This window comes from Pseudomonas sp. PAMC 26793, from assembly GCF_000313235.1.
Lineage (GTDB): Bacteria > Pseudomonadota > Gammaproteobacteria > Pseudomonadales > Pseudomonadaceae > Aquipseudomonas > Aquipseudomonas yamanorum.
In genome coordinates this window covers 27,527-46,561 of sequence record NZ_AMXG01000023.1, presented here as the reverse complement: position 1 = coordinate 46,561, position 19,035 = coordinate 27,527, and the positions used below count along the sequence as shown (strand labels likewise).

15 protein-coding genes are annotated in these 19,035 nt (G+C 60.7%); 4 read left to right on the top strand and 11 right to left on the bottom strand.

Annotated elements, in window-relative coordinates:
- Window positions 1-8: 8 nt before the first annotated feature.
- From D109_RS0107565 to D109_RS0107520, 10 genes are all read right to left on the bottom strand, one after another.
- Window positions 9-1,571, bottom strand: coding sequence for a SpoVR family protein (locus D109_RS0107565; RefSeq protein ID WP_017476358.1), 1,563 nt, complete (start codon window positions 1,569-1,571; stop codon window positions 9-11).
- Window positions 1,568-2,839: a YeaH/YhbH family protein gene (locus D109_RS0107560; protein WP_003211000.1), complete on the bottom strand. Its 1,272-nt coding sequence runs from the start codon at window positions 2,837-2,839 to the stop codon at window positions 1,568-1,570. The genes D109_RS0107565 and D109_RS0107560 overlap by 4 nt, the downstream gene beginning before the upstream one ends.
- A gap of 126 nt (window positions 2,840-2,965) precedes the next feature.
- Window positions 2,966-4,888 carry a PrkA family serine protein kinase gene (locus tag D109_RS0107555; RefSeq protein WP_003210999.1) on the bottom strand — a complete coding sequence of 641 codons (1,923 nt, stop codon included), beginning with the start codon at window positions 4,886-4,888 and terminating at the stop codon, window positions 2,966-2,968.
- 285 nt (window positions 4,889-5,173) lie between these two features.
- Window positions 5,174-5,503, bottom strand: coding sequence for a thiosulfate sulfurtransferase GlpE (gene glpE, locus D109_RS0107550; RefSeq protein WP_017476356.1), 330 nt, complete (start codon window positions 5,501-5,503; stop codon window positions 5,174-5,176).
- Window positions 5,504-5,536: 33 nt separating this feature from the next.
- Window positions 5,537-6,388: a symmetrical bis(5'-nucleosyl)-tetraphosphatase gene (locus tag D109_RS0107545; RefSeq protein ID WP_017476355.1), complete on the bottom strand. Its 852-nt coding sequence runs from the start codon at window positions 6,386-6,388 to the stop codon at window positions 5,537-5,539.
- Entirely contained in the window at window positions 6,388-6,768 is a 381-nt protein-coding gene (gene apaG / locus D109_RS0107540; RefSeq protein ID WP_017476354.1) for a Co2+/Mg2+ efflux protein ApaG, read from the bottom strand. The genes D109_RS0107545 and apaG overlap by 1 nt, the downstream gene beginning before the upstream one ends.
- A gap of 107 nt (window positions 6,769-6,875) precedes the next feature.
- Window positions 6,876-7,688: a 16S rRNA (adenine(1518)-N(6)/adenine(1519)-N(6))-dimethyltransferase RsmA gene (gene rsmA / locus D109_RS0107535; protein ID WP_017476353.1), complete on the bottom strand. Its 813-nt coding sequence runs from the start codon at window positions 7,686-7,688 to the stop codon at window positions 6,876-6,878.
- A complete protein-coding gene (pdxA, locus tag D109_RS0107530; RefSeq protein ID WP_017476352.1) occupies window positions 7,685-8,674 on the bottom strand; it encodes a 4-hydroxythreonine-4-phosphate dehydrogenase PdxA in 990 nt (329 codons plus the stop codon). The genes rsmA and pdxA overlap by 4 nt, the downstream gene beginning before the upstream one ends.
- A complete protein-coding gene (locus tag D109_RS0107525) occupies window positions 8,671-10,008 on the bottom strand; it encodes a peptidylprolyl isomerase (protein WP_371103567.1) in 1,338 nt (445 codons plus the stop codon). Before D109_RS0107525 ends, pdxA begins: the two co-directional genes overlap by 4 nt.
- Entirely contained in the window at window positions 9,989-12,802 is a 2,814-nt protein-coding gene (locus tag D109_RS0107520; RefSeq protein WP_026077832.1) for an LPS-assembly protein LptD, read from the bottom strand. The genes D109_RS0107525 and D109_RS0107520 overlap by 20 nt, the downstream gene beginning before the upstream one ends.
- Window positions 12,803-12,932: 130 nt before the next feature.
- On the opposite strand from D109_RS0107520, the gene D109_RS0107515 reads away from it, so the two are divergent.
- Genes D109_RS0107515 through D109_RS0107505 form a run of 3 tightly spaced genes read left to right on the top strand, consistent with a single transcriptional unit; the run spans window position 12,933 to window position 15,392 of the window.
- Window positions 12,933-13,952, top strand: coding sequence for an aminoglycoside phosphotransferase family protein (locus tag D109_RS0107515; RefSeq protein WP_026077831.1), 1,020 nt, complete (start codon window positions 12,933-12,935; stop codon window positions 13,950-13,952).
- Window positions 13,949-14,623: an N-acetylmuramate alpha-1-phosphate uridylyltransferase MurU gene (murU, locus tag D109_RS0107510; RefSeq protein WP_017476347.1), complete on the top strand. Its 675-nt coding sequence runs from the start codon at window positions 13,949-13,951 to the stop codon at window positions 14,621-14,623. Before D109_RS0107515 ends, murU begins: the two co-directional genes overlap by 4 nt.
- A 1-nt stretch (window position 14,624) precedes the next feature.
- Window positions 14,625-15,392 (top strand): TerB family tellurite resistance protein, encoded by a 768-nt coding sequence (locus D109_RS0107505; RefSeq protein WP_026077830.1) that lies wholly within the window; start codon window positions 14,625-14,627, stop codon window positions 15,390-15,392.
- A gap of 179 nt (window positions 15,393-15,571) precedes the next feature.
- Here D109_RS0107505 and D109_RS0107500 read toward each other — a convergent pair whose 3' ends face one another.
- Entirely contained in the window at window positions 15,572-16,546 is a 975-nt protein-coding gene (locus D109_RS0107500) for an alpha/beta hydrolase family protein (RefSeq protein ID WP_017476345.1), read from the bottom strand.
- A gap of 77 nt (window positions 16,547-16,623) precedes the next feature.
- On the opposite strand from D109_RS0107500, the gene D109_RS0107495 reads away from it, so the two are divergent.
- Window positions 16,624-19,011 (top strand): PAS domain S-box protein, encoded by a 2,388-nt coding sequence (locus tag D109_RS0107495; protein ID WP_017476344.1) that lies wholly within the window; start codon window positions 16,624-16,626, stop codon window positions 19,009-19,011.
- Window positions 19,012-19,035: the final 24 nt, after the last annotated feature.

The following is a 19,035-nucleotide window of genomic DNA, read 5'->3' as shown; positions in this document are numbered from 1 at the left end:
TTGCCGTTTCACAGATGCACGACGGCCAGGTCCAGGCGGCCGTAATCGTTGTCGCTGTGTTCGTTGCGGGGCGGAACATGGTGGGTTTTCATCACCTGGTCGCCCTGCAGGGTTTCCAGGTGGATATCGAACCCCCACAGCCGGTGCAGGTGCTTGAGGACCTCCTCAGTGGACTCTCCCAGCGGTTTACGGTCGTGTTGCTGGTGGCGCAGGGTCAGCGAGCGATCGCCGCGTACGTCGATGCTGTAGATCTGCACGTTGGGTTCGCGGTTGCCCAGGTTGTACTGCGCTGCCAGGGTCTCGCGAATGGTGCGGTAACCCGGCTCATCATGAATCGCCGGCACCAGCAGGTCGTCCTTGAGGTCGTCGTCCATGATGCTGAACAGCTTGAGATCACGAATCACCTGAGGTGACAGGTACTGCAGGATGAAGCTTTCATCCTTGAAGCTGCTCATGGCGAACTTGATGGTGGACAGCCAATCGCTGCCGGCAATCTCCGGGAACCAGCGGCGGTCTTCTTCGGTGGGGTGTTCGCACATGCGCCGGATGTCGCGGTACATGGCAAAACCCAGAGCATACGGGTTGATGCCGCTGTAGTACGGGCTATCGAAGCCCGGTTGATAGACGACACTGGTGTGGGACGTCAGGAATTCCATCATGAAGCCGTCGGTCACCAAGCCCTCGTCGTACAGGTCGTTCATCAGGGTGTAGTGCCAGAACGTGGCCCAGCCTTCGTTCATCACCTGGGTCTGGCGTTGTGGGTAGAAGTACTGGGCAATCTTGCGCACGATCCGCACGATTTCCCGCTGCCAGGGTTCCAGTAACGGCGCATGCTTTTCGATGAAGTACAGGATGTTTTCCTGAGGTTCGGCGGGGAAGCGCGCATTGTCCTTGTCGCTGTTCTTGCCGGCGCGTTTGGGAATGGTGCGCCACAGGTCGTTGATCTGCTTTTGCAGATGCTCTTCACGGTCCTTCTGGCGCAGCCGTTCTTCTTCGGCGGAGATCGGGTACGGGCGTTTGTAGCGGTCTACGCCGTAGTTCATCAGGGCATGGCAGGAGTCCAACAGGTCTTCCACCGCGTCGATGCCGTGGCGCTCCTCGCACTGCATGATGTACTGCTTGGCGAACACCAGGTAATCGATGATCGAGCTGGCATCGGTCCAGGTGCGGAACAGGTAGTTACCCTTGAAAAAGCTGTTATGCCCGTAGCACGCGTGGGCCACCACCAGCGCCTGCATGCAGATGGTGTTTTCTTCCATCAGGTAGGCGATGCACGGGTCGGAGTTGATAACGATTTCGTAGGCCAGGCCCATCTGGCCGCGGGTGTAGGACTTTTCAGTGCTGAGGAAGTGTTTGCCGTAGGACCAGTGGTGATAGCCCAGGGGCATGCCCACGGACGCATAGGCATCCATCATCTGTTCGGCGGTGATCACTTCGATCTGGTTGGGGTAGGTATCCAGGGCATAACCCGCCGCGATGCGGCTGATTTCCCGGTCATAGGCCTGGATCAGTTCGAAGGTCCATTCGGACCCCGTGGATATGGGTTGGCGCTTATGCTCTTTGGCGGTCATGTCACTAACCTGCGCTGGAAGAGTTCACGGAAGACCGGATAGATATCGCCGGCCGAGACCAATTGTTGCTGGGCGAAGGTGTCAGCGAAGGCTTCGCTGATGCGCTCGTATTCGAACCACAGGGCCTGATGCTCACGCGGGGTGATTTCGACGTAGGTGTAGTACTGCACGAACGGCATGATCTGGTTGATCAGGATGTCGCGGCAAATGGGTGAGTCGTCATTCCAGTTGTCGCCGTCGGAGGCCTGGGCGGCGTAGATGTTCCACTCGTTGGCCGGATAACGTTCGGCCATGATTTCCTGCATCAGCTTCAAGGCGCTGGAAACGATGGTGCCGCCGGTTTCCCGCGAGTAGAAAAACTCCTCTTCGTCGACTTCCCGGGCGCTGGTGTGATGGCGGATGAACACCACATCGATCTTGTCGTAGTTACGCTTGAGAAACAGGTACAACAGGATGAAGAAGCGCTTGGCGATGTCCTTGGTCGCCTGGGTCATGGAGCCGGACACGTCCATCAGGCAGAACATCACTGCCTTGGAGCTGGGGTTGGGTTGCTTGACCAGCAGGTTGTACTTCAAGTCGAAGGTGTCGAGAAACGGCACGCGGTGAATGCGCGCGCTGAGTTTGGCGATTTCGGCTTCGATTTCCTGAATATCGCCGAAGTTATCCGGCTCTTCGCGTTTCAGGCGCTCCAGTTCAGCCTTGGCATCCCGCAGCTTTGCCCGGCTGCTGCCAGACAAGGCAATACGCCGCGCATGGGCCGAACGCAGGGTGCGGATGATGTTGATCCGTGACGGGTTGCCTTCGTTGCTGATCCCGGCGCGCACGGTTTTAAAGGTGTCGGTGCCGGTCAGGTTGCGTTTGACCAGGTTGGGCAGTTCCAGGTCTTCGAACATGAACTCCAGGAACTCTTCCTGGGTGATCTGGAACACGAACTCGTCCATGCCTTCGCCGGAGTTGCCGGCCTTGCCCGGGCCTTTGCCGCCCGCGCCGCCCTGGGGGCGCTGGATATGTTCGCCGCTGGTGAATTCCTTGTTGCCGGGATGCACGACGGTTTGCTTGCCGCCCCGGCCGTGGTGCAGCACCGGTTCATCGATGTCCCGTCCGGGAATGCTGATCTGTTCGCCATGCTCCATGTCGGTGATGGAGCGGCGACTGACGGCCTCTTCGACGGCCTTTTTGATGTGGTCACGGTAACGCCGCAGGAAACGCTGACGGTTTACCGTGCTCTTGTTCTTGCCATTGAGACGTCGGTCGATCACGTAGCTCATGTAGGAGCCCTCCGGGCAGCTTCAAGTTACAAGCTTCAAGCGGCAAGCTGGAAGCTTAAAGACAAGCGGTCGATTGCCAGGCTGTCCGGCGTACCGGGAGCCTGGCATTGCACGCTTGTCGCTGCCTTACTGCGATTTCCGGACCCGCAGGTACCACTCGGAGAGCAGTCGTACCTGTTTGTCGGTGTAGCCACGCTCGACCATTCGAGTGACGAAGTCGTTGTGTTTTTGCTGATCCTCCTTGCTGGCCTTGGCGTTGAAGCTGATGACCGGCAGCAGATCCTCGGTATTGGAGAACATTTTCTTCTCGATGACCACCCGCAGCTTCTCGTAGCTGAGCCAGGTAGGGTTCTTGCCATTGTTGTTGGCCCGGGCGCGCAGCACGAAGTTGACGATTTCGTTGCGGAAATCCTTCGGATTGCTGATGCCGGCGGGTTTTTCGATCTTTTCCAGCTCCTCGTTGAGGGCTACGCGGTTGAGGATCTCGCCGGTTTCCGGGTCGCGGTATTCCTGGTCCTGGATCCAGAAGTCTGCGTACAGCACGTAGCGGTCGAAGATGTTCTGGCCGTATTCGCTGTAGGACTCCAGGTACGCGGTCTGGATTTCCTTGCCGATGAACTCGATGTAGCGCGGTGCCAGGTATTCCTTGAGGAAGCGCAGGTAGCGCTCGCGGGTTTCGGCCTGGAATTGTTCCTGTTCGATCTGCTGTTCCAGCACATACAGCAGGTGCACCGGGTTGGCGGCGATTTCGTGGGGGTCGAAGTTGAAGACCTTGGACAGGATCTTGAACGCAAAGCGTGTCGACAGGCCGTTCATGCCCTCGTCAACGCCCGCGGTATCGCGGTATTCCTGGATCGACTTGGCCTTCGGATCGGTGTCCTTGAGGTTTTCGCCGTCGTACACCCGCATCTTCGAGTAGATGTTGGAGTTTTCCGGCTCCTTGAGGCGCGACAGTACGGTGAACTGGGCCAGCATCTTCAGGGTGTCAGGCGCGCAATGGGCCTTGGCCAGGGAACTGTTGAACAGCAGCTTGTCGTAAATCTTGATTTCATCGCTGACCCGCAGGCAGTACGGCACCTTGACGATGTAGATCCGGTCGATGAAGGCTTCGTTGTTCTTGTTGTTGCGGAAGGTGTGCCATTCCGATTCATTGGAGTGGGCCAGCAGGATCCCGGTAAACGGAATCGCCCCCAGGCCCTCGGTGCTGTTGTAGTTACCTTCTTGTGTCGCCGTAAGCAGTGGGTGCAGCACCTTGATCGGTGCCTTGAACATTTCCACGAACTCCATCAGGCCCTGGTTGGCCCGGCACAGTGCGCCCGAGTAGCTGTAAGCGTCGGCATCGTTCTGTGGGAATTCTTCCAGTTTGCGAATATCGACCTTACCCACCAGCGCCGAGATGTCCTGGTTGTTCTCGTCACCCGGTTCGGTCTTGGCCACGGCGATCTGGTTGAGGATCGATGGATAGAGCTTCACCACCCGGAACTGGCTGATGTCGCCGCCGAACTCGGCCAGGCGCTTGGTCGCCCACGGCGACATGATGGTGTTGAGGTAGCGCCGTGGAATGCCGAAGTCCTCTTCGAGGATCGCGCCATCTTCCGTGGCGTTGAACAGCCCCAGGGGCGACTCGAACACGGGCGAGCCCTTGATGGCGTAGAACGGCACCTTTTCGATCAGTTGTTTGAGCTTCTCGGCCAGGGACGACTTGCCCCCGCCGACGGGACCGAGCAGGTAGAGGATCTGTTTCTTCTCTTCCAGGCCTTGGGCGGCATGGCGGAAATACGAGACGATCTGGTCAATGCATTCTTCCATGCCGTGGAAGTCTTCAAAGGCCGGGTAGCGACGGATCACCTTGTTCGAGAAAATTCGCGACAGGCGCGAATTGGCTGCGGTGTCCACCAGCTCCGGCTCGCCGATCGCCAAGAGCAGGCGTTCAGCGGCAGACGCGTAGGCGCTGCGGTCCTTTTTGCACAGTTCGAGATACTCCTGAAGCGAGAGCTCTTCCTGGCGGGTGGACTCGAAGCGTTGTTGGAAGTGGCTAAAAATACTCATGACGTCGTCACCTCGCTCGATACGTGGAGCCGACGCCGGATCAATCAGTCGATGCTGGCAGCCATTGGTGGACACCAATGGCCGTTTTCCCCCCAGAACACCCTGAAACGCTACCGATGACCCGCACGCCGGTGTACCGGCTCTCCCCTGTTTTGGATGGCCTGCGCTTAAGGATAGTTCGGAATCCGGGAGTTCAAGGCGCGATACGTAATTAGTTTGGCCGCGCCGTTCGTCAGAAACGGCGCGAGGCCAAGCGTCACGCGGGGTAGCGGGGTTTGAAAAAAATTATTGCGCGTCGCCTGCGGCAATTTCTGCAGGATAGGTCGTACGCCATAGCTCAAAGCCACCGTCGAGGCTATAGACGTCGGAGAAACCCTGGCTCACCAGGTAGGCCGCGGCGCTTTGGCTGGAGTTGCCGTGGTAGCACGCCACAATCACCGGCGCGTCGAGGTCGGCGGCGCGGATGAAATCGGCGATGTTGTGGTTATCCAGATGCTGGGCGCCACTGATGTGGCCGGCGATGTAGGTCGGCTGGTCGCGGATGTCGACAACCACTGCGCCTTTTTCGCGCAGGGCCTGGGCTTGCTCGGGAGGGATACGTTTGAATTCAGTCATGGCTGGCTCCTTTGGCCTGTGTGAAAGCGCAGCTCAGCGCTTTGCCGTGGCCTGCAGTTGTTCGGGAAGGGGGGAGTCGCACTGGCAGCTCGAGCGCTCGCCGGTGTCGATGTTCATCAGGGTCATGGCGCCGCCCCACACACAGCCGGTGTCGAGGGCGAAGACGCCAGGTTCATCACATTTGCCTTCCAGGGCTGCCCAGTGGCCGAAGATGATCTTCGTTTCACGGGTCTTGCGTTCCTTGTGGGCGAACCAGGGCTTGTAGCCGGGCAGCGCGGTGTCGGCGCCTTCCTTGCTCTTGAGGTCCAGTTTGCCTTCGGCGGTGCAGAAGCGCATGCGGGTGAAGTAGTTGGTGATTACCCGAAGGCGGGCGACGCCGGTGAGTTCGTTGTCCCACTTCACGGGATCGTTGCCGTACATGCCATCCAGGTAGGCCGTGTACAGGTTGTCGTCGGCCAGGGCAGCCTCGACTTCGGCGGCGCACTTGAGGGCTTTCTTCAGCGTCCACTGCGGTGGAATCCCGGCATGCACCAGCGCGGTGTCGCGGCTCTCGTCGTAGTGCATGATTTTTTGCCGGCGCAGCCAGTCAAGCAGCTCGGTGCGGTCCGGCGCTTCGAGGATTTCCCGCAGGGTGTCGCCCTTTTTCAGGCGCTCGATGTTATTGCCGGCGGCCAGCAGGTGCAGGTCATGGTTACCCAGCACACACACCAGGGAATCGCGCATGCCATAAAGGAAGCGCAGGGTTTCCAGGGATTGCGGGCCACGGTTGACCAGGTCGCCTACCAGCCACAGGCGATCCTTGGCCGGATCGAAGGCCACGCGGTCGAGCAGGCACTTGAGCGGTTCCAGGCAGCCTTGCAGGTCGCCGACGGCGTACGTCGCCATCAGTGCAGGGCTCCAGGTACCGCGAGGCGGAACGGGGCGATGATGGCGTCGAAGTGTTTGCCGTCCTCGGCGAGCATCTGGTAGCTGCCTTGCATGTTGCCGACGCGGGAGGTCATGACGGTGCCGCTGCTGTAGGTGTGGCTCTTGCCGGGGGCGATCAGCGGTTGCTGGCCAACCACGCCGGCGCCGCGGACTTCCTCGACCTGGCCGTCACCGTCGGTGATGACCCAGTGGCGCGACAGCAGCTTGGCAGGCAGCTCGCCGTTGTTTTGCACGGTAATGGTGTAGGCGAACGCAAAACGGTTCTGCTCGGGTTGCGATTGTTCCGCCAGAAAGCGGGTGACGACGCTGACGTCGATCTGATAACGAGGATCGGACATGCAAGAGGCCTTAAAAGCAAAAGCGGGGGAACAGCGGATGCCGATCAGTCTAGGCCAAGTGGTGGGCACTAGGCCAGACATGCTGTCTGGCGGTGCCCGACTCTACTTTATTCGGCCGCTGGCGCAGGCTGAATGGCGAGCTGGTCAGCCAGGCGCACGAAGGCGGCCAGGTCAAGCTGCTCGGGGCGCAGGCTGCCGTCGACACCGGCGGCTTCGATTTCGGCGTTGCTGAGCAAAGCCTTCAGCGTATTGCGCAAGGTCTTGCGGCGTTGGTTGAACGCCTCGCGCACCACGCGCTCCAGCAATTTGTGGTCTTTGGCCGGGTGCGGCAGCACCGCGTGAGGCACCAGGCGCACGATGGCGGAGTCGACCTTCGGCGGCGGGTTGAACGCGCCCGGGCCGACGTTGAACAGGTGTTCTACGCGGCAATGGTACTGAACCATGATCGACAGACGACCCCAATCACCGCCGCCAGGGCCTGCGGCCAGACGCTCAACCACTTCCTTTTGCAGCATGAAGTGCATGTCGCGGATGATGCCGGCGTTGTTCAGCAGGTGAAAAATCAGCGGGGTGGAGATGTTGTAAGGCAGGTTGCCGACCACCCGCAGGCTGTTGGGCGCTGCATTGAGGCTGGTGAAGTCGAACTTTAGCGCATCGCCCTGGTGCAGGTTGAAGTTGGGCATGCTGGCGAACTGCTGGTTGAGGATCGGGATCAGGTCCTTGTCCAACTCAACCACGTCCAGCTGGCCGCCGCTCTTCAACAGGCCTTGGGTCAGGGCGCCCTGGCCCGGGCCGATTTCCAGCAGGCGGTCTTCGGGCTTGGCATGGATGGAGCGCAGGATGCGATCAATCACGCCAGCGTCGTGCAGGAAGTTTTGCCCGAAACGCTTGCGCGCCCGGTGTTGGTAATGCTCGGTCATATACGGGTCTCGGCCATCTGATAGGCGGTTTCCAGGGCCACGTGCAGGCTGCCGGTATCGATCTTGCCGCTGCCTGCGAGGTCCAGGGCGGTGCCATGGTCGACGGAGGTGCGGATGATCGGCAGGCCCAGCGTCACGTTGACGGCGGCGCCGAAGCCTTTGTACTTCAGCACGGGCAGCCCCTGGTCATGGTACATCGCCAGCACTGCGTCGCAGTGCTCCAGATATTTGGGGGTAAACAGAGTGTCGGCAGGCAATGGGCCGCGCAGGTCCATGCCCTCAAGGCGCAGACGCTCCAGGGTTGGTTCGATGATGTCGATTTCTTCATGGCCCAGGTGGCCACCTTCACCGGCGTGGGGGTTGAGCCCGCAGACCAGGATGCGTGGTTGGGCGATGCCGAATTTCTGTTGCAGGTCGGCGTGCAGGATGCGTGTGACACGCTCCAGGCGCTCGGGGGTAATGGCGTCGGCAATCTCCCGCAGGGGCAGGTGAGTGGTCACCAGCGCCACCCGCAGGTCGCCCGTTGCCAGCATCATTACCACTTGTTCGGTGTGGGTCAGCTCGGCGAGGAATTCGGTATGGCCCGAAAAGGCGATCCCGGACTCATTGATCACACCCTTGTGCACCGGGGCGGTGATCATTCCCGCGAAATCGCCGTCGATGCAGCCTTGACCGGCCCGGGTCAGGGTTTCCAGGACAAAGGCCGCGTTGGCCTTGTCCAGTTGCCCGGCGACGACCTTGGTCGCCAGCGGGGTATCCCACACATACAGGCTGTTTGCCGGTGCCGGAAGGTCAGGCCAGTTGCCCGGGCCCACCGACAGCAGATCGACAACCACGCCCAACTGCGCGGCCCGCTCAAGGAGCAGGTCGCGGCTGGTAATGGCAATCAGGGGATGTGGCTGGGTGTGCGAGGCGAGCAGCAGGCAAAGGTCAGGACCAATGCCGGCCGGCTCGCCGGGTGTCAATGCGAAACGCTTGGGTTTCACTGGGCTGCCTGGTCGGTGCCTGTTTGGTCGGCGCCAGGAAGCTTGTTCTCTACGTAGGCTTCGTCACGGATCTGACGCAACCAGGTTTGCAGCTCTTCGTCGTATTTGCGGTTACGCAGCACGGTCAGGGCTTGTTGCTCGCGGGCCTGGGCGGTGTTGTCAGTGGCGCGACGGCCAAGGACTTCCAGCACATGCCAGCCATATTGGGTCTTGAACGGCTTGGACAGTACGCCTTGCGGAGTCTTGGCCATGACGTCCTGGAACTCGGGAACCAGTGCTTTCGGGTCGATCCAGTTCAGATCACCGCCGTTAAGCGCCGAACCCGGGTCTTCGGAATAGCTCTTCGCCAACTCGCCGAAGTCTTCGCCCGCTTCGATGCGGTCATAGAGCTTCTGGGCCAGTTCCTTGGTTTGGGCTTCGGTACGGATCTCGCTTGGCTTGACCAGGATGTGTCGAACGTGAACTTCGTCCTTCATCTGGGCTTCTTCGCCACCGCGCTTGCCGAGCAACTTGAGGATGATGAACCCGCCTGGCGTACGCGCAGGCTGGGTGATGCCACCGACTTCCATGGCGCTCAGCTCGCGGTCGAACGGTGGTGGCAGTTGCGCGGCTTTACGCCAGCCCATGTCACCGCCTTCGAGGGCGTTGTCGCTGCCGGACTGGGCAATGGCCATCTGGGCAAAGTCAGCACCTTGCTTGAGACGGTCATAGATAGCCTGGGTTTTCGCCGCAGCAGCGTTGAGTTGTTCTGCGTTGGCGCTGTCTGGTGTCGGAACCAGGATGTTGGCCAGGTGCAGTTCTTCGGAAAGCTGCATCTTGCCAAGGTCAGAGGCCAGGAAGTTCTTCACTTCCTGCTCGGACACCTGAACCCGCTCGGCCACACGGCGCTGACGCACACGGCTGATGATCATTTCACGGCGAATCTGGTCACGGGCGTCCTCATAGGACAGGCCGTCGTGAGCCAGGGCGGCGCGGAACTGATCAACACTCATGTTGTTGCGCTGGGCGATGGTGCCGACAGCCTGGTTCAATTCTTCGTCGCTGATACGGATGCCGGAACGATCGCCGATCTGCAATTGCAGGTTCTCAACGATCAGGCGCTCAAGCACCTGCTGGTCCAGCACGCTGGTCGGCGGTACGCCGCCACCACGCTTGGCGATGGTTTGCTGAACTTCCTTGACCCGCTGGTCCAGTTGGCTCTGCATGATCACGTCGTTATCGACGATGGCCACTACCTTGTCCAGCGGTTGAACCGCAGCGTGAGCTGCGGCGGTACCCAGGAACAGCGCGCCCAGCATCAGCGGGCGCAGACAATCAGAAAGCTTGGTCTTCACGTTCACGATAACCTTCAATGCCTTTGTCGAGGAAGCTCTCTACCTTGGCGCCGGTCAGGCCGCCGAGTCCTTTAAGGACGATCTGGAAGAAGAGCCCGTGGTCACCCTTTTCGTTCAGCGGGGCGATCTGGCTGTATTCGTCGTTGGAAACCCAGTAACGGTTGATGACGCGCAGTTTCCAGCAGCAGTTGTCGTACTCGAAACCACCGAAGGCTTCCAGGGTACGGTTGCGGGCATAGTCATACTGCCAGCGGGTGATCAGGTTCCACTGGGGAACGATCGGCCACATCATCGAGAAGTCGTGTTGCTGGATTTTGTAGTAATCCTTGATGAAGGTCGACGGGTCCGAAGCACTGCCGTAGTCGCCACCAAACTGGTATTTGCCGGTCAGCTGGTTGTAAACAACCTGGTCGTTACGGTAGCGGTAGCCGACGTTGATGACCTTGTTCGGGTTATCTTCCGGCTGATAGTGGAACATCGCACTGCCGGAGCGTGGGCTATGGCTTTCGGTGTCCCAGTTGTAGTCGGCAGTGGCACGCCAGTCGCGGTTGAAGCGGAACTCGTAGTCCAGTGCAACCGGTGAAACGTTGGATTGCGCATCATCACGCTGGCTTGCGAGGATGCCAGGCAACTGTACTTCACGATCCTTGAAGTAAATGGCTTGGCCGATTGCAACGCGTTGACGTTCGAAACCGTTCTCTTCGATCCAGCGGCTAGTCACGCCCAGAGACAGTTTGTTCTCGTCGCCGATACGGTCAGAGCCGCTGAAGCGGTTGTCGCGGAACAGGGATGCATAGCTGAACGAGTACTCGCTGGTGTCGAATACCGGGATATCGCTCTGATCTTTATTCGGTACGTACAGGTAGAACGCACGAGGTTCCAACGTCTGGCGGTAGTCTTTGCCAAACCAGTTGGTGTTGCGGTCGAAATACAGGCCGCTGTCTACGCTGGCAACCGGAATCGCGCGGTCTTGCGAGCTTTTGAAGCTGCCGCCGGCATAAGGGTTGGCTGCAGTTGACGCTGCTTGCGCTGCGATAATCTGATTCTTGCCGGTGCTGTCCAGATCAAGATCGTACTTGGTATAGACATACTTCAACTTTGGCGTAACGAAGCCATAAGTCCAGTTCATCGGGTAGTCGACGGCTGGCGCTACGTTCAGACGAGTACCGTTTGCACGGGTCAGACCTGTTACGTAGGTATCCAGGCGAGGCGATACCAGGCCATTTTCATCGGTAAAGGTGCCGTTCTCTAGGTCACGATCAAAGCGTACTGCTTCAGTCTCGTAAGAGAAGTTCAACCCGCCCGGATGGTACGGCAGCTGACCATTGAAGGTGATCTGCGGCAAGCGGTTATAAGGAGTGATCTGGGAGATCGTCGCCAATTGGTAAGCCTGAAGATTCAGCCGCGCCTGGTAGCTATCACCACGATAGGTCACCGAACCTTGCTGATTGATGTAGTCCGAACTCTTGATCCCTTCCTGATAGGACTTCAAATCCTGGAAGTAATATGGATCGCTGATATTCGTGTAATCAACCTGTGTCAGTACACGCGAATCCAACCCGCCCTTATGCTGCCAGTTGAGCATGTAGCGGGTTTTTTCGTAGTCGGTCTGCTTGCTTCGCTCGTCGCTATCGTCGTTCAGGTACGCGCCGCCAAACTGCCCTTCGCTGGACTTGGTGAGGTAGCGGAATTCGCCTTCCATCAACATGCCGCGCTTGGTCATGTATTGCGGGTACAACGTGGCATCGTAGTTCGGCGCCAGGTTGAAGTAGTACGGCGTAACCAGCGTGAAGCCAGTCTCGCCACCGGTGCTGAAGCTCGGCGGCAGGAAGCCGGATTGACGACGGTTGTCGATCGGGAAGTAGATGTACGGGGTGTAAAGGATCGGAATGTCCTTCACTCGCAACGTCACGTTGGTCGCCGTACCGAAACCGGTGGCCGGGTTGAGCGTGATGTTGTTGCCCTTGAGCTGCCAGGCGTTGCTGTTCGGCTCACAGGTGGTGTACGTACCGTCCTTGAGACGGATGATCGCGTTCTCGGCGCGCTTGGCGTACAGCGCGTTGCCGCGGATGCGCGATTTGTGCATCACGTATTCGGCGTTGTCGACCTTGGCGGCACCGGTGTCCAGTTGGACTTCAGCGTGGTCGCCCACCAGCAGGGCGCCGTTGTCGCGCAGACGGACGTTGCCGTTCAGCTCGCCACGGTTCTCGGCCTGGTAGAGGTTGGCCTCGTCGGCCTCGACCTGCATGCTGCCCTGGCGCATGACGACGTCACCGGCCAGGGAGGCGATCTGTTGTTCCTGCTCGTAACGAGAGACCTTGGCGCCGATAAAGGTCGGCGCGTCGCTCTTGTTCGTCTTGTCGTTCATGCCAGGACGGATCGGCTCGATGTACGCACCGGAGCAGTACGGGCCGGTTTCGGCCAGTTGCGCAGCGGTGAGCTTCTCGCGAGGGACCCAGTCCAGATGGCTGTAGTCGGCGCTGCGCGAACGCAGGCCACGGCCCTTGGCTTCGGTGACCAGCGTGGTCTGCGGCACGGCCTCGGCACTGCCGCCGGACTCGCCTTGCGGCGTGCCACTGGCGGAGCTGACGGCACTGCCGTCATGCACCGGGCGCGGTGGCAGCGGGGCTGCGGCCGTCTTCGGCGCGCAATCCCAGGCACCCGAAGCAGAGACTGAGCAGTCATACTGTTCCGCGGCGACCACGAATGAGGTGGCGAAAGGTTGCATGGCCAGCAGACTGCCGGTTACCAGCAACGGAAATTTTCTACGAAACGCGGGGGATTTCAATGCCATCTTATTAGTCCGGGCTTCCTGCGTGCCATCTGCCCGCGGTGTGGGCCGCACGCCTCTCGATGGTCTGAAAAAGATGCGTGATAATAAAGCATGACCCGCTTGACGGCTAGCGCCGTCGGAGACCCTTGTAATGCCCGACCAAGATCTACGTTTGCAACAGCTGAAAGTCTGGCTTGATGAGCAATTGCCCAGCCTTTTTACCGCCCAGGGCTGGGGTGTCGTACCCCCGGCCACGTTGACTGCGGCCAGCAGTGACGCGAGTTTCAGGCGTTACTTCCGATGGGACGGAGGAGGTCGCAGTTTTGTCGTAATGGACGCTCCACCCCCCCAGGAAAACTGCAAACCTTTCGTCGATATCGCTCATTTGCTCGGTCAATCGGGAATAAATGTTCCGAAAATTTATGCGCAAGATCTGATTCGCGGCTTTCTTTTGCTTAACGACCTGGGGAAAAAAACCTATCTGGACGTCATTGACGAGCAAAATGCTGATCAATTGTTCGCCGATGCCATCGATGCGTTGCTGGCTTTCCAGCAATTGCCGATGGAAGCGCCATTGCCCAGCTATGACGTCGCGCTTTTACGTCGGGAGCTGGAATTGTTTCCTGAATGGTACGTTCGCCGGGAGTTGGGCATCGAGTTCGACGCGCGGCAACTTGGCCTGTGGCAGCGCGTCAGCGAACACCTGATAAACAGCGCCCTGGCCCAGCCCAAGGTGCTGGTGCATCGCGACTATATGCCGCGCAACCTGATGATCAGCGAGCCGAACCCCGGCGTGCTGGATTTCCAGGACGCGGTCTACGGCCCGGTGACCTACGACATCACGTGCCTGTTCAAGGATGCGTTCCTCAGTTGGCCGCAGGCCCGCGTGCGGGAATGGCAGCGGGGTTATTGGCAGCGTGCTGGCGAGTTGGGCATACCGGTGCAGGCAGACTTTGAAGAATTCCTGCGGGCCAGCGACCTGATGGGCGTGCAGCGTCACCTGAAGGTGATTGGCATCTTCGCGCGCATTTGCCATCGCGATGGCAAACCACGCTACCTGGCGGACGTGCCGCGCTTCTTTGCTTATATAGATGCGGTACTCGCGGACCGGCCAGAGTTGAGCGAACTGGGTGAGTTGCTGGCGAGCCTGCGTGTCGAGGCGGCGGTATGAAGGCCATGATCCTGGCCGCCGGCAAAGGAGAGCGGATGCGCCCGCTCACCCTGCACACTCCCAAGCCGCTGATCCAGGCCGGCGGCAAGCGCCTGATCGAGTATCACCTCGAGGCGCTGGCGAAAGCCGGCTTCACCGATATCGTCATCAACCATGCCTGGCTCGGCCAGCAGATCGAAGGCTACCTGGGGGACGGCGCGCAGTACGGCGTACGTATCCAATACTCGGCCGAAGGCGAGCCGCTGGAAACCGGCGGCGGGATTTTCAAGGCCTTGCCGCTGCTGGGGGACGAACCGTTCCTGGTGGTCAATGGCGACATCTGGACCGACTATGACTTCGCCAGCCTGAACCAGCCGTTGAATGGCCTGGCCCACCTGGTAATGGTCGACAATCCGGCCCATCACCCGTCCGGCGGTGACTTCTACATAAAGGACGGCGCGCTTCATGATGCCGCTCCCGGTGCCGATAACCTGACCTTCAGTGGCATTTCCGTGCTCCATCCCAAGCTGTTCGCGGGTTGCAGTGCGGGTGCTTTCAAACTGGCGCCGCTGTTGCGTGACGCCATGGCGAAAGGGTTGGTGACGGGGGAACACATGAACGGACGCTGGATTGATGTCGGGACGCTGGAGCGCCTGGCGCAAGTCGAAACCCTGCTGGCAGCGGGGCACTAGGATGTTGTGGCCAGGGACTCTGATTGGAGCCGGGGCAGGCTTTGCCATTGCCAGCATTCCGGGGGCTATGTTGGGCGCGTTGCTGGGCCAGGCGTTGGACCGGCGTTTGGAACTGCAAAGCTGGGCGCAGCTACGTGAGCGCCTCGGCGGTCGGCCGGCGCTGCGTAATGACGAATTGCTGTTCGTGTTGCTCGGCCGCCTGGCCAAGAGTAATGGCCGGGTAGTGGACGGGCATATCCAGCAGGCGCGCCAGGAAATGCGCTCGCTGGACATGTCCGAGCCGGCTCAGCGCCGTGCGATTGCCGCGTTCAATCGCGGCAAATCCGGCTCGGACCGGGTGCGCAGTTATTTGGGCGTGCTCAAGGCCCAGCCTCATGCGGCGGAAGGTGTGCTGCGTGCCTGTTGGCGCATGGCCTGGGCGGACGGCAAGGCCAGTACCGCCGAGCGAGAGTTGATTGAGCAATGGGGCAAATGGCTGGGTTGGACGGTCCAGCAGATCCAGGCCCTGGCGGCTGACTACGAGCCAGAGCGCAAACCGTTGGCCAATCGTGGCGGGGCCTATCAGGAGGCGCTGCGAATTCTGGGGGTGACCTCGACCACTGAGCCTTCGGTGATCAAACGCGCCTACCGGCGCCTGCTCAGCCGGCACCACCCGGACAAGATTGCCGGCATTGGCGCCAGCCCCGCGCAGGTGCGGGAGGCGACCGAACGTACCCGGGAGCTGCACAACGCCTATGCGCTGATTCGCGAAAGACGAGACTTTCGATAGCAGAAGCAGGAGCCGCTGTTTTTTATGGTGTAAACCGGATCAATTGTGGGGGCGGGCTTGCTCGCGAATGCGGTGGATCAGTAACAGATATAGTGACTGACTCACCGCATTCGCGAGCAAGTCGAATCGTCGCACCGCCGCTCCCACATTTTACTCTCCAGTGTTTTTGAGATTGGCGATCAGTCCCCGGGATTTTGCGGGCTCAGCCAGCCGCGAATCCGCCGATACAGTTGCTCTTGTCCGGCCGGGCTGTTGTCGGGGAAGGCCTTCAGGGACACTTGTTTGTAGTTGTCATTCTTCAAACGCTTACTGGCCTGGGAACGTTCTTGGGCGGTCTTGCGTGACTGGGTGTCGTCCTGATAGAAAAAGTCTGCCGTCGCCAACTTCAGTTTCGGTGCCAGTTGTTGCAGGTCCGGGGCACGGCCCACCGGGGTTTGCCCGGCCACCATAACGAATTTCTGCACCTGCGCCGGTTGTTTTTCACTCAGGTAACGCGCGGCCCACCATGCGCCGGTGCCGTGGCCGAGCAGCACAACGCTGCGGGCATTCTGGGTCTGGGCGAAGGCGAGGGCGGCGTCAATGCGCGCAAAGATTCGCGTGGCATCGGTCTTGTCTTGTTCATCGTTGCCCGGAACCACGGCCGGGTCGGTGCCTTCAGCTTCGGCGCTGGCGGCCTGCTCCACGGGTTTGGCGACAGTGCTCGCGTCTTTGCTGCTGGTGTCCACGGCCGCCTTGGGCGATTCGATGAGGCGCGGCGGCAGTGTGTCCAGGGTCAGGTCCGGTAGGGACAAACTGAGGGTGCCCCATGCCGCGTCCGGTAATTTCTGGCGCAACGGCCCGATTGCTTGAGGCCAGTCAGCACTTTCGCCGTTGCCCGGGACGATAATCACCACGCCTTCAGGTTCGCCAGTGTTGGCCGGCTTCCATAAGGCGAGGAAGGAGTCGCTGCCCGCCTGCAACTGTTGCTGTTCCTGCTGCGGGATTTGTCGCTCCAGGGCATTGGCTTCTTCCTGGCTGCGCTCCGGCAAAGGCTGGCGCGCCACCGGTTTTTCCGGGGCCGGAGCGGGCGTGTCGGCAGCCTCGACACAAAAGGCGCTGGTAAACAGCAGCGACAGGCACAATGCTGGCAGTGCCGAACGGTGGGAAAGTGGCATCGTTGAATTCCGGCCAGAAGTGATTCCGGCAGCCTAATGGGTTGGTCAGTATTTGTCAGTGAGATGAGACGTGGATCATGGGTTTTCGCTACCTGCTGGTTATCGGCTGTTTATGCTTTCCCTTGATCGTGGGCGCCGTGCCTGCGCCTGCCCCTCACCAGGCGCAGCTCGATGCCGGCCAGCGTGAATGGCTCGGCCAGCATCCCGACTTGCGGGTCGGCCTGGTGTTGCAGGCGCCTTATGCCCAATACGATCGGCGCTTGCAGCGGCTGTCCGGGGCCAACGTCGAATTGATGCAGTGGCTGGCCAAGGCGCTGAATATCGAGCTGACCTGGCGCAACTTTCCCAGTCAGGAGCAACTGGAGGCAGCCGTGCGTGACGGCGAGGTCGACCTCGCTCCCGGGCTGCTGCAAACCCCGGCCGGGCTGCGGCTGTGGCTATTCTCTGATCCGTATATGCGGGTTCCCCAGCACATCGTCGGGATTCGCGACGGAGGCACGTCGGTAGACCTGGAAAAACTCGACGACCAAGCCCGCGTCGCCGTGCGCATGCCCAGCGCGGTGGCGGATTACCTGCGCAGCACCTACCCGAACCTCAACCTGCAAGGCGTGCCCATGGAGCGCCAGGCCCTGCAATTGCTGGTAAGCCAGCAAGCCCGGTATGCCGTGGTGGATGAGGCGCAATTGAGCCGGTTGTCTGGGGAAACCGAGTTCGCCGGCCTGGCCGTGGTGGGCGATATCGGCCTGCCGCAATTGTTGCGGGTGGCGACGCGGCGCGACTGGCCCGAGTTGGCCGACATCATGCAAAGCGCCTTGCGCGCGATTCCCGCCCGGGATCTGGACCAGTTGCACACCCGCTGGCTGCAGCCCAAATATCCTCGTGTGACCGAGTCCCCCGGGTTCTGGCAAAACCTCACCTTGCTTCTCGGCCTTCTCTTGCTCGCCAGCCTGGCCGTGGTGTTCTGGCAACGCCGCCAGCAACGCGGCCTGGAACACAACCTGCTGGCCGCCCGGGAAGAAAGCGCCGCCCGTGCCGCCGGTGCCGAAGCCTTGCGCCTGACCCAGTTCTCCATCGACCAAAGCACCGTCGGCATCCTCTGGGTCAATTGGGACAGCCATGTGCGCTACGCCAACCAGGCCGCAGAAACCATGCTCGGCTACGCTCCCGGCGCCCTGATCGAGCGACCGCTGATCGAATTCGACCCGACGCTGACCATGGACCGCTGGCTCAACCTGTGGAAACGCGCCCGGGCCAGCGAAGACGGGCCGCAGAGTTTTGCGACCAATTGCCTGCGCGCCGATGGCAGTGTATTGCCGGCCGACGTGTCGCTGAGTTTCCTGCGCTTTGCCGACGGCGAATACCTGGTGGTCTACCTCAACGACGTCACCGAGCGTCGCCGGGCCCTCGCGGCCTTGCAGGAAAGCGAGGCGCGGCTGCAAGGGATCGCCGCCAATGTGCCGGGGCTGGTGTTTCGCCTGGAGCGCTTGCCGCGCAGCGAGGCGATCGAGTTTGCCTATATCAGCCAGGGCAGCGAGGGGCTGGTAGGTTACGCGCCGGAAGTGCTCAGTCACCCGGCCATGGGCATTCGCAGCCTGGTGCATCCCGACGACCGCGCCAGTTATCACCGCACCCAGGACCACGCCATCGAGACCGAGAGCAACTGGGCCTGGCAGGGCCGCATCCTGACCCGCCTGGGCGAGCAGCGCTGGGCCGATATCAAGGCTGTGACCCGGCGCCTGGAAGACGGCGCCGTGGTCTGGGACGGCATTGTCTGGGACATCAGCGAGAGCAAACGCATCGAGCTGGAGCTGGACGCCTCCCGCGCGCAACTGCGGGAATTGTCGGCCCACCTGGAAACCGTGCGCGAGGAAGAGAAGGCCCGCATCGCCCGGGAAGTGCACGACGAACTGGGGCAGATGCTCACCGTGCTCAAACTGGAAACCTCGATGTGCGAACTGACCTACGCGCAACTGGATCCCGGCCTGCACGAGCGGCTGAACAGTATGAAGCGCCTGATCGCCCAACTGTTCCAACTGGTACGCGATGTGGCCACCGCCTTGCGTCCGCCGATTCTCGATGCCGGGATTGCCTCGGCGATCGAATGGCAGGCCCGGCGTTTCGAAGCCCGTACGCAGATTCCGTGCCTGGTGCAGGTGCCGGATAACCTGCCGCTACTGAGCGACGCCAAGGCCATCGGCCTGTTCCGCATCCTGCAGGAGGCACTGACCAATGTGATGCGCCATGCCCAGGCGCATACTGTCGAACTGACGCTGGTGGTGGAGGGCGCGTACTTGCGGCTGACCATCAGCGACGATGGCATTGGTTTCGTCCAGGCCCCCGGTCGACCAGTGTCGTTTGGCCTGGTGGGCATGCGCGAACGGGTGCTGATCATGGGCGGGCAGTTGAGCCTGGACAGCGCATTGGGTGAAGGCACCACCCTGAGTGTGACGGTGCCGCTGGATTGATAACCAAAAGAAGAGGACATCCAC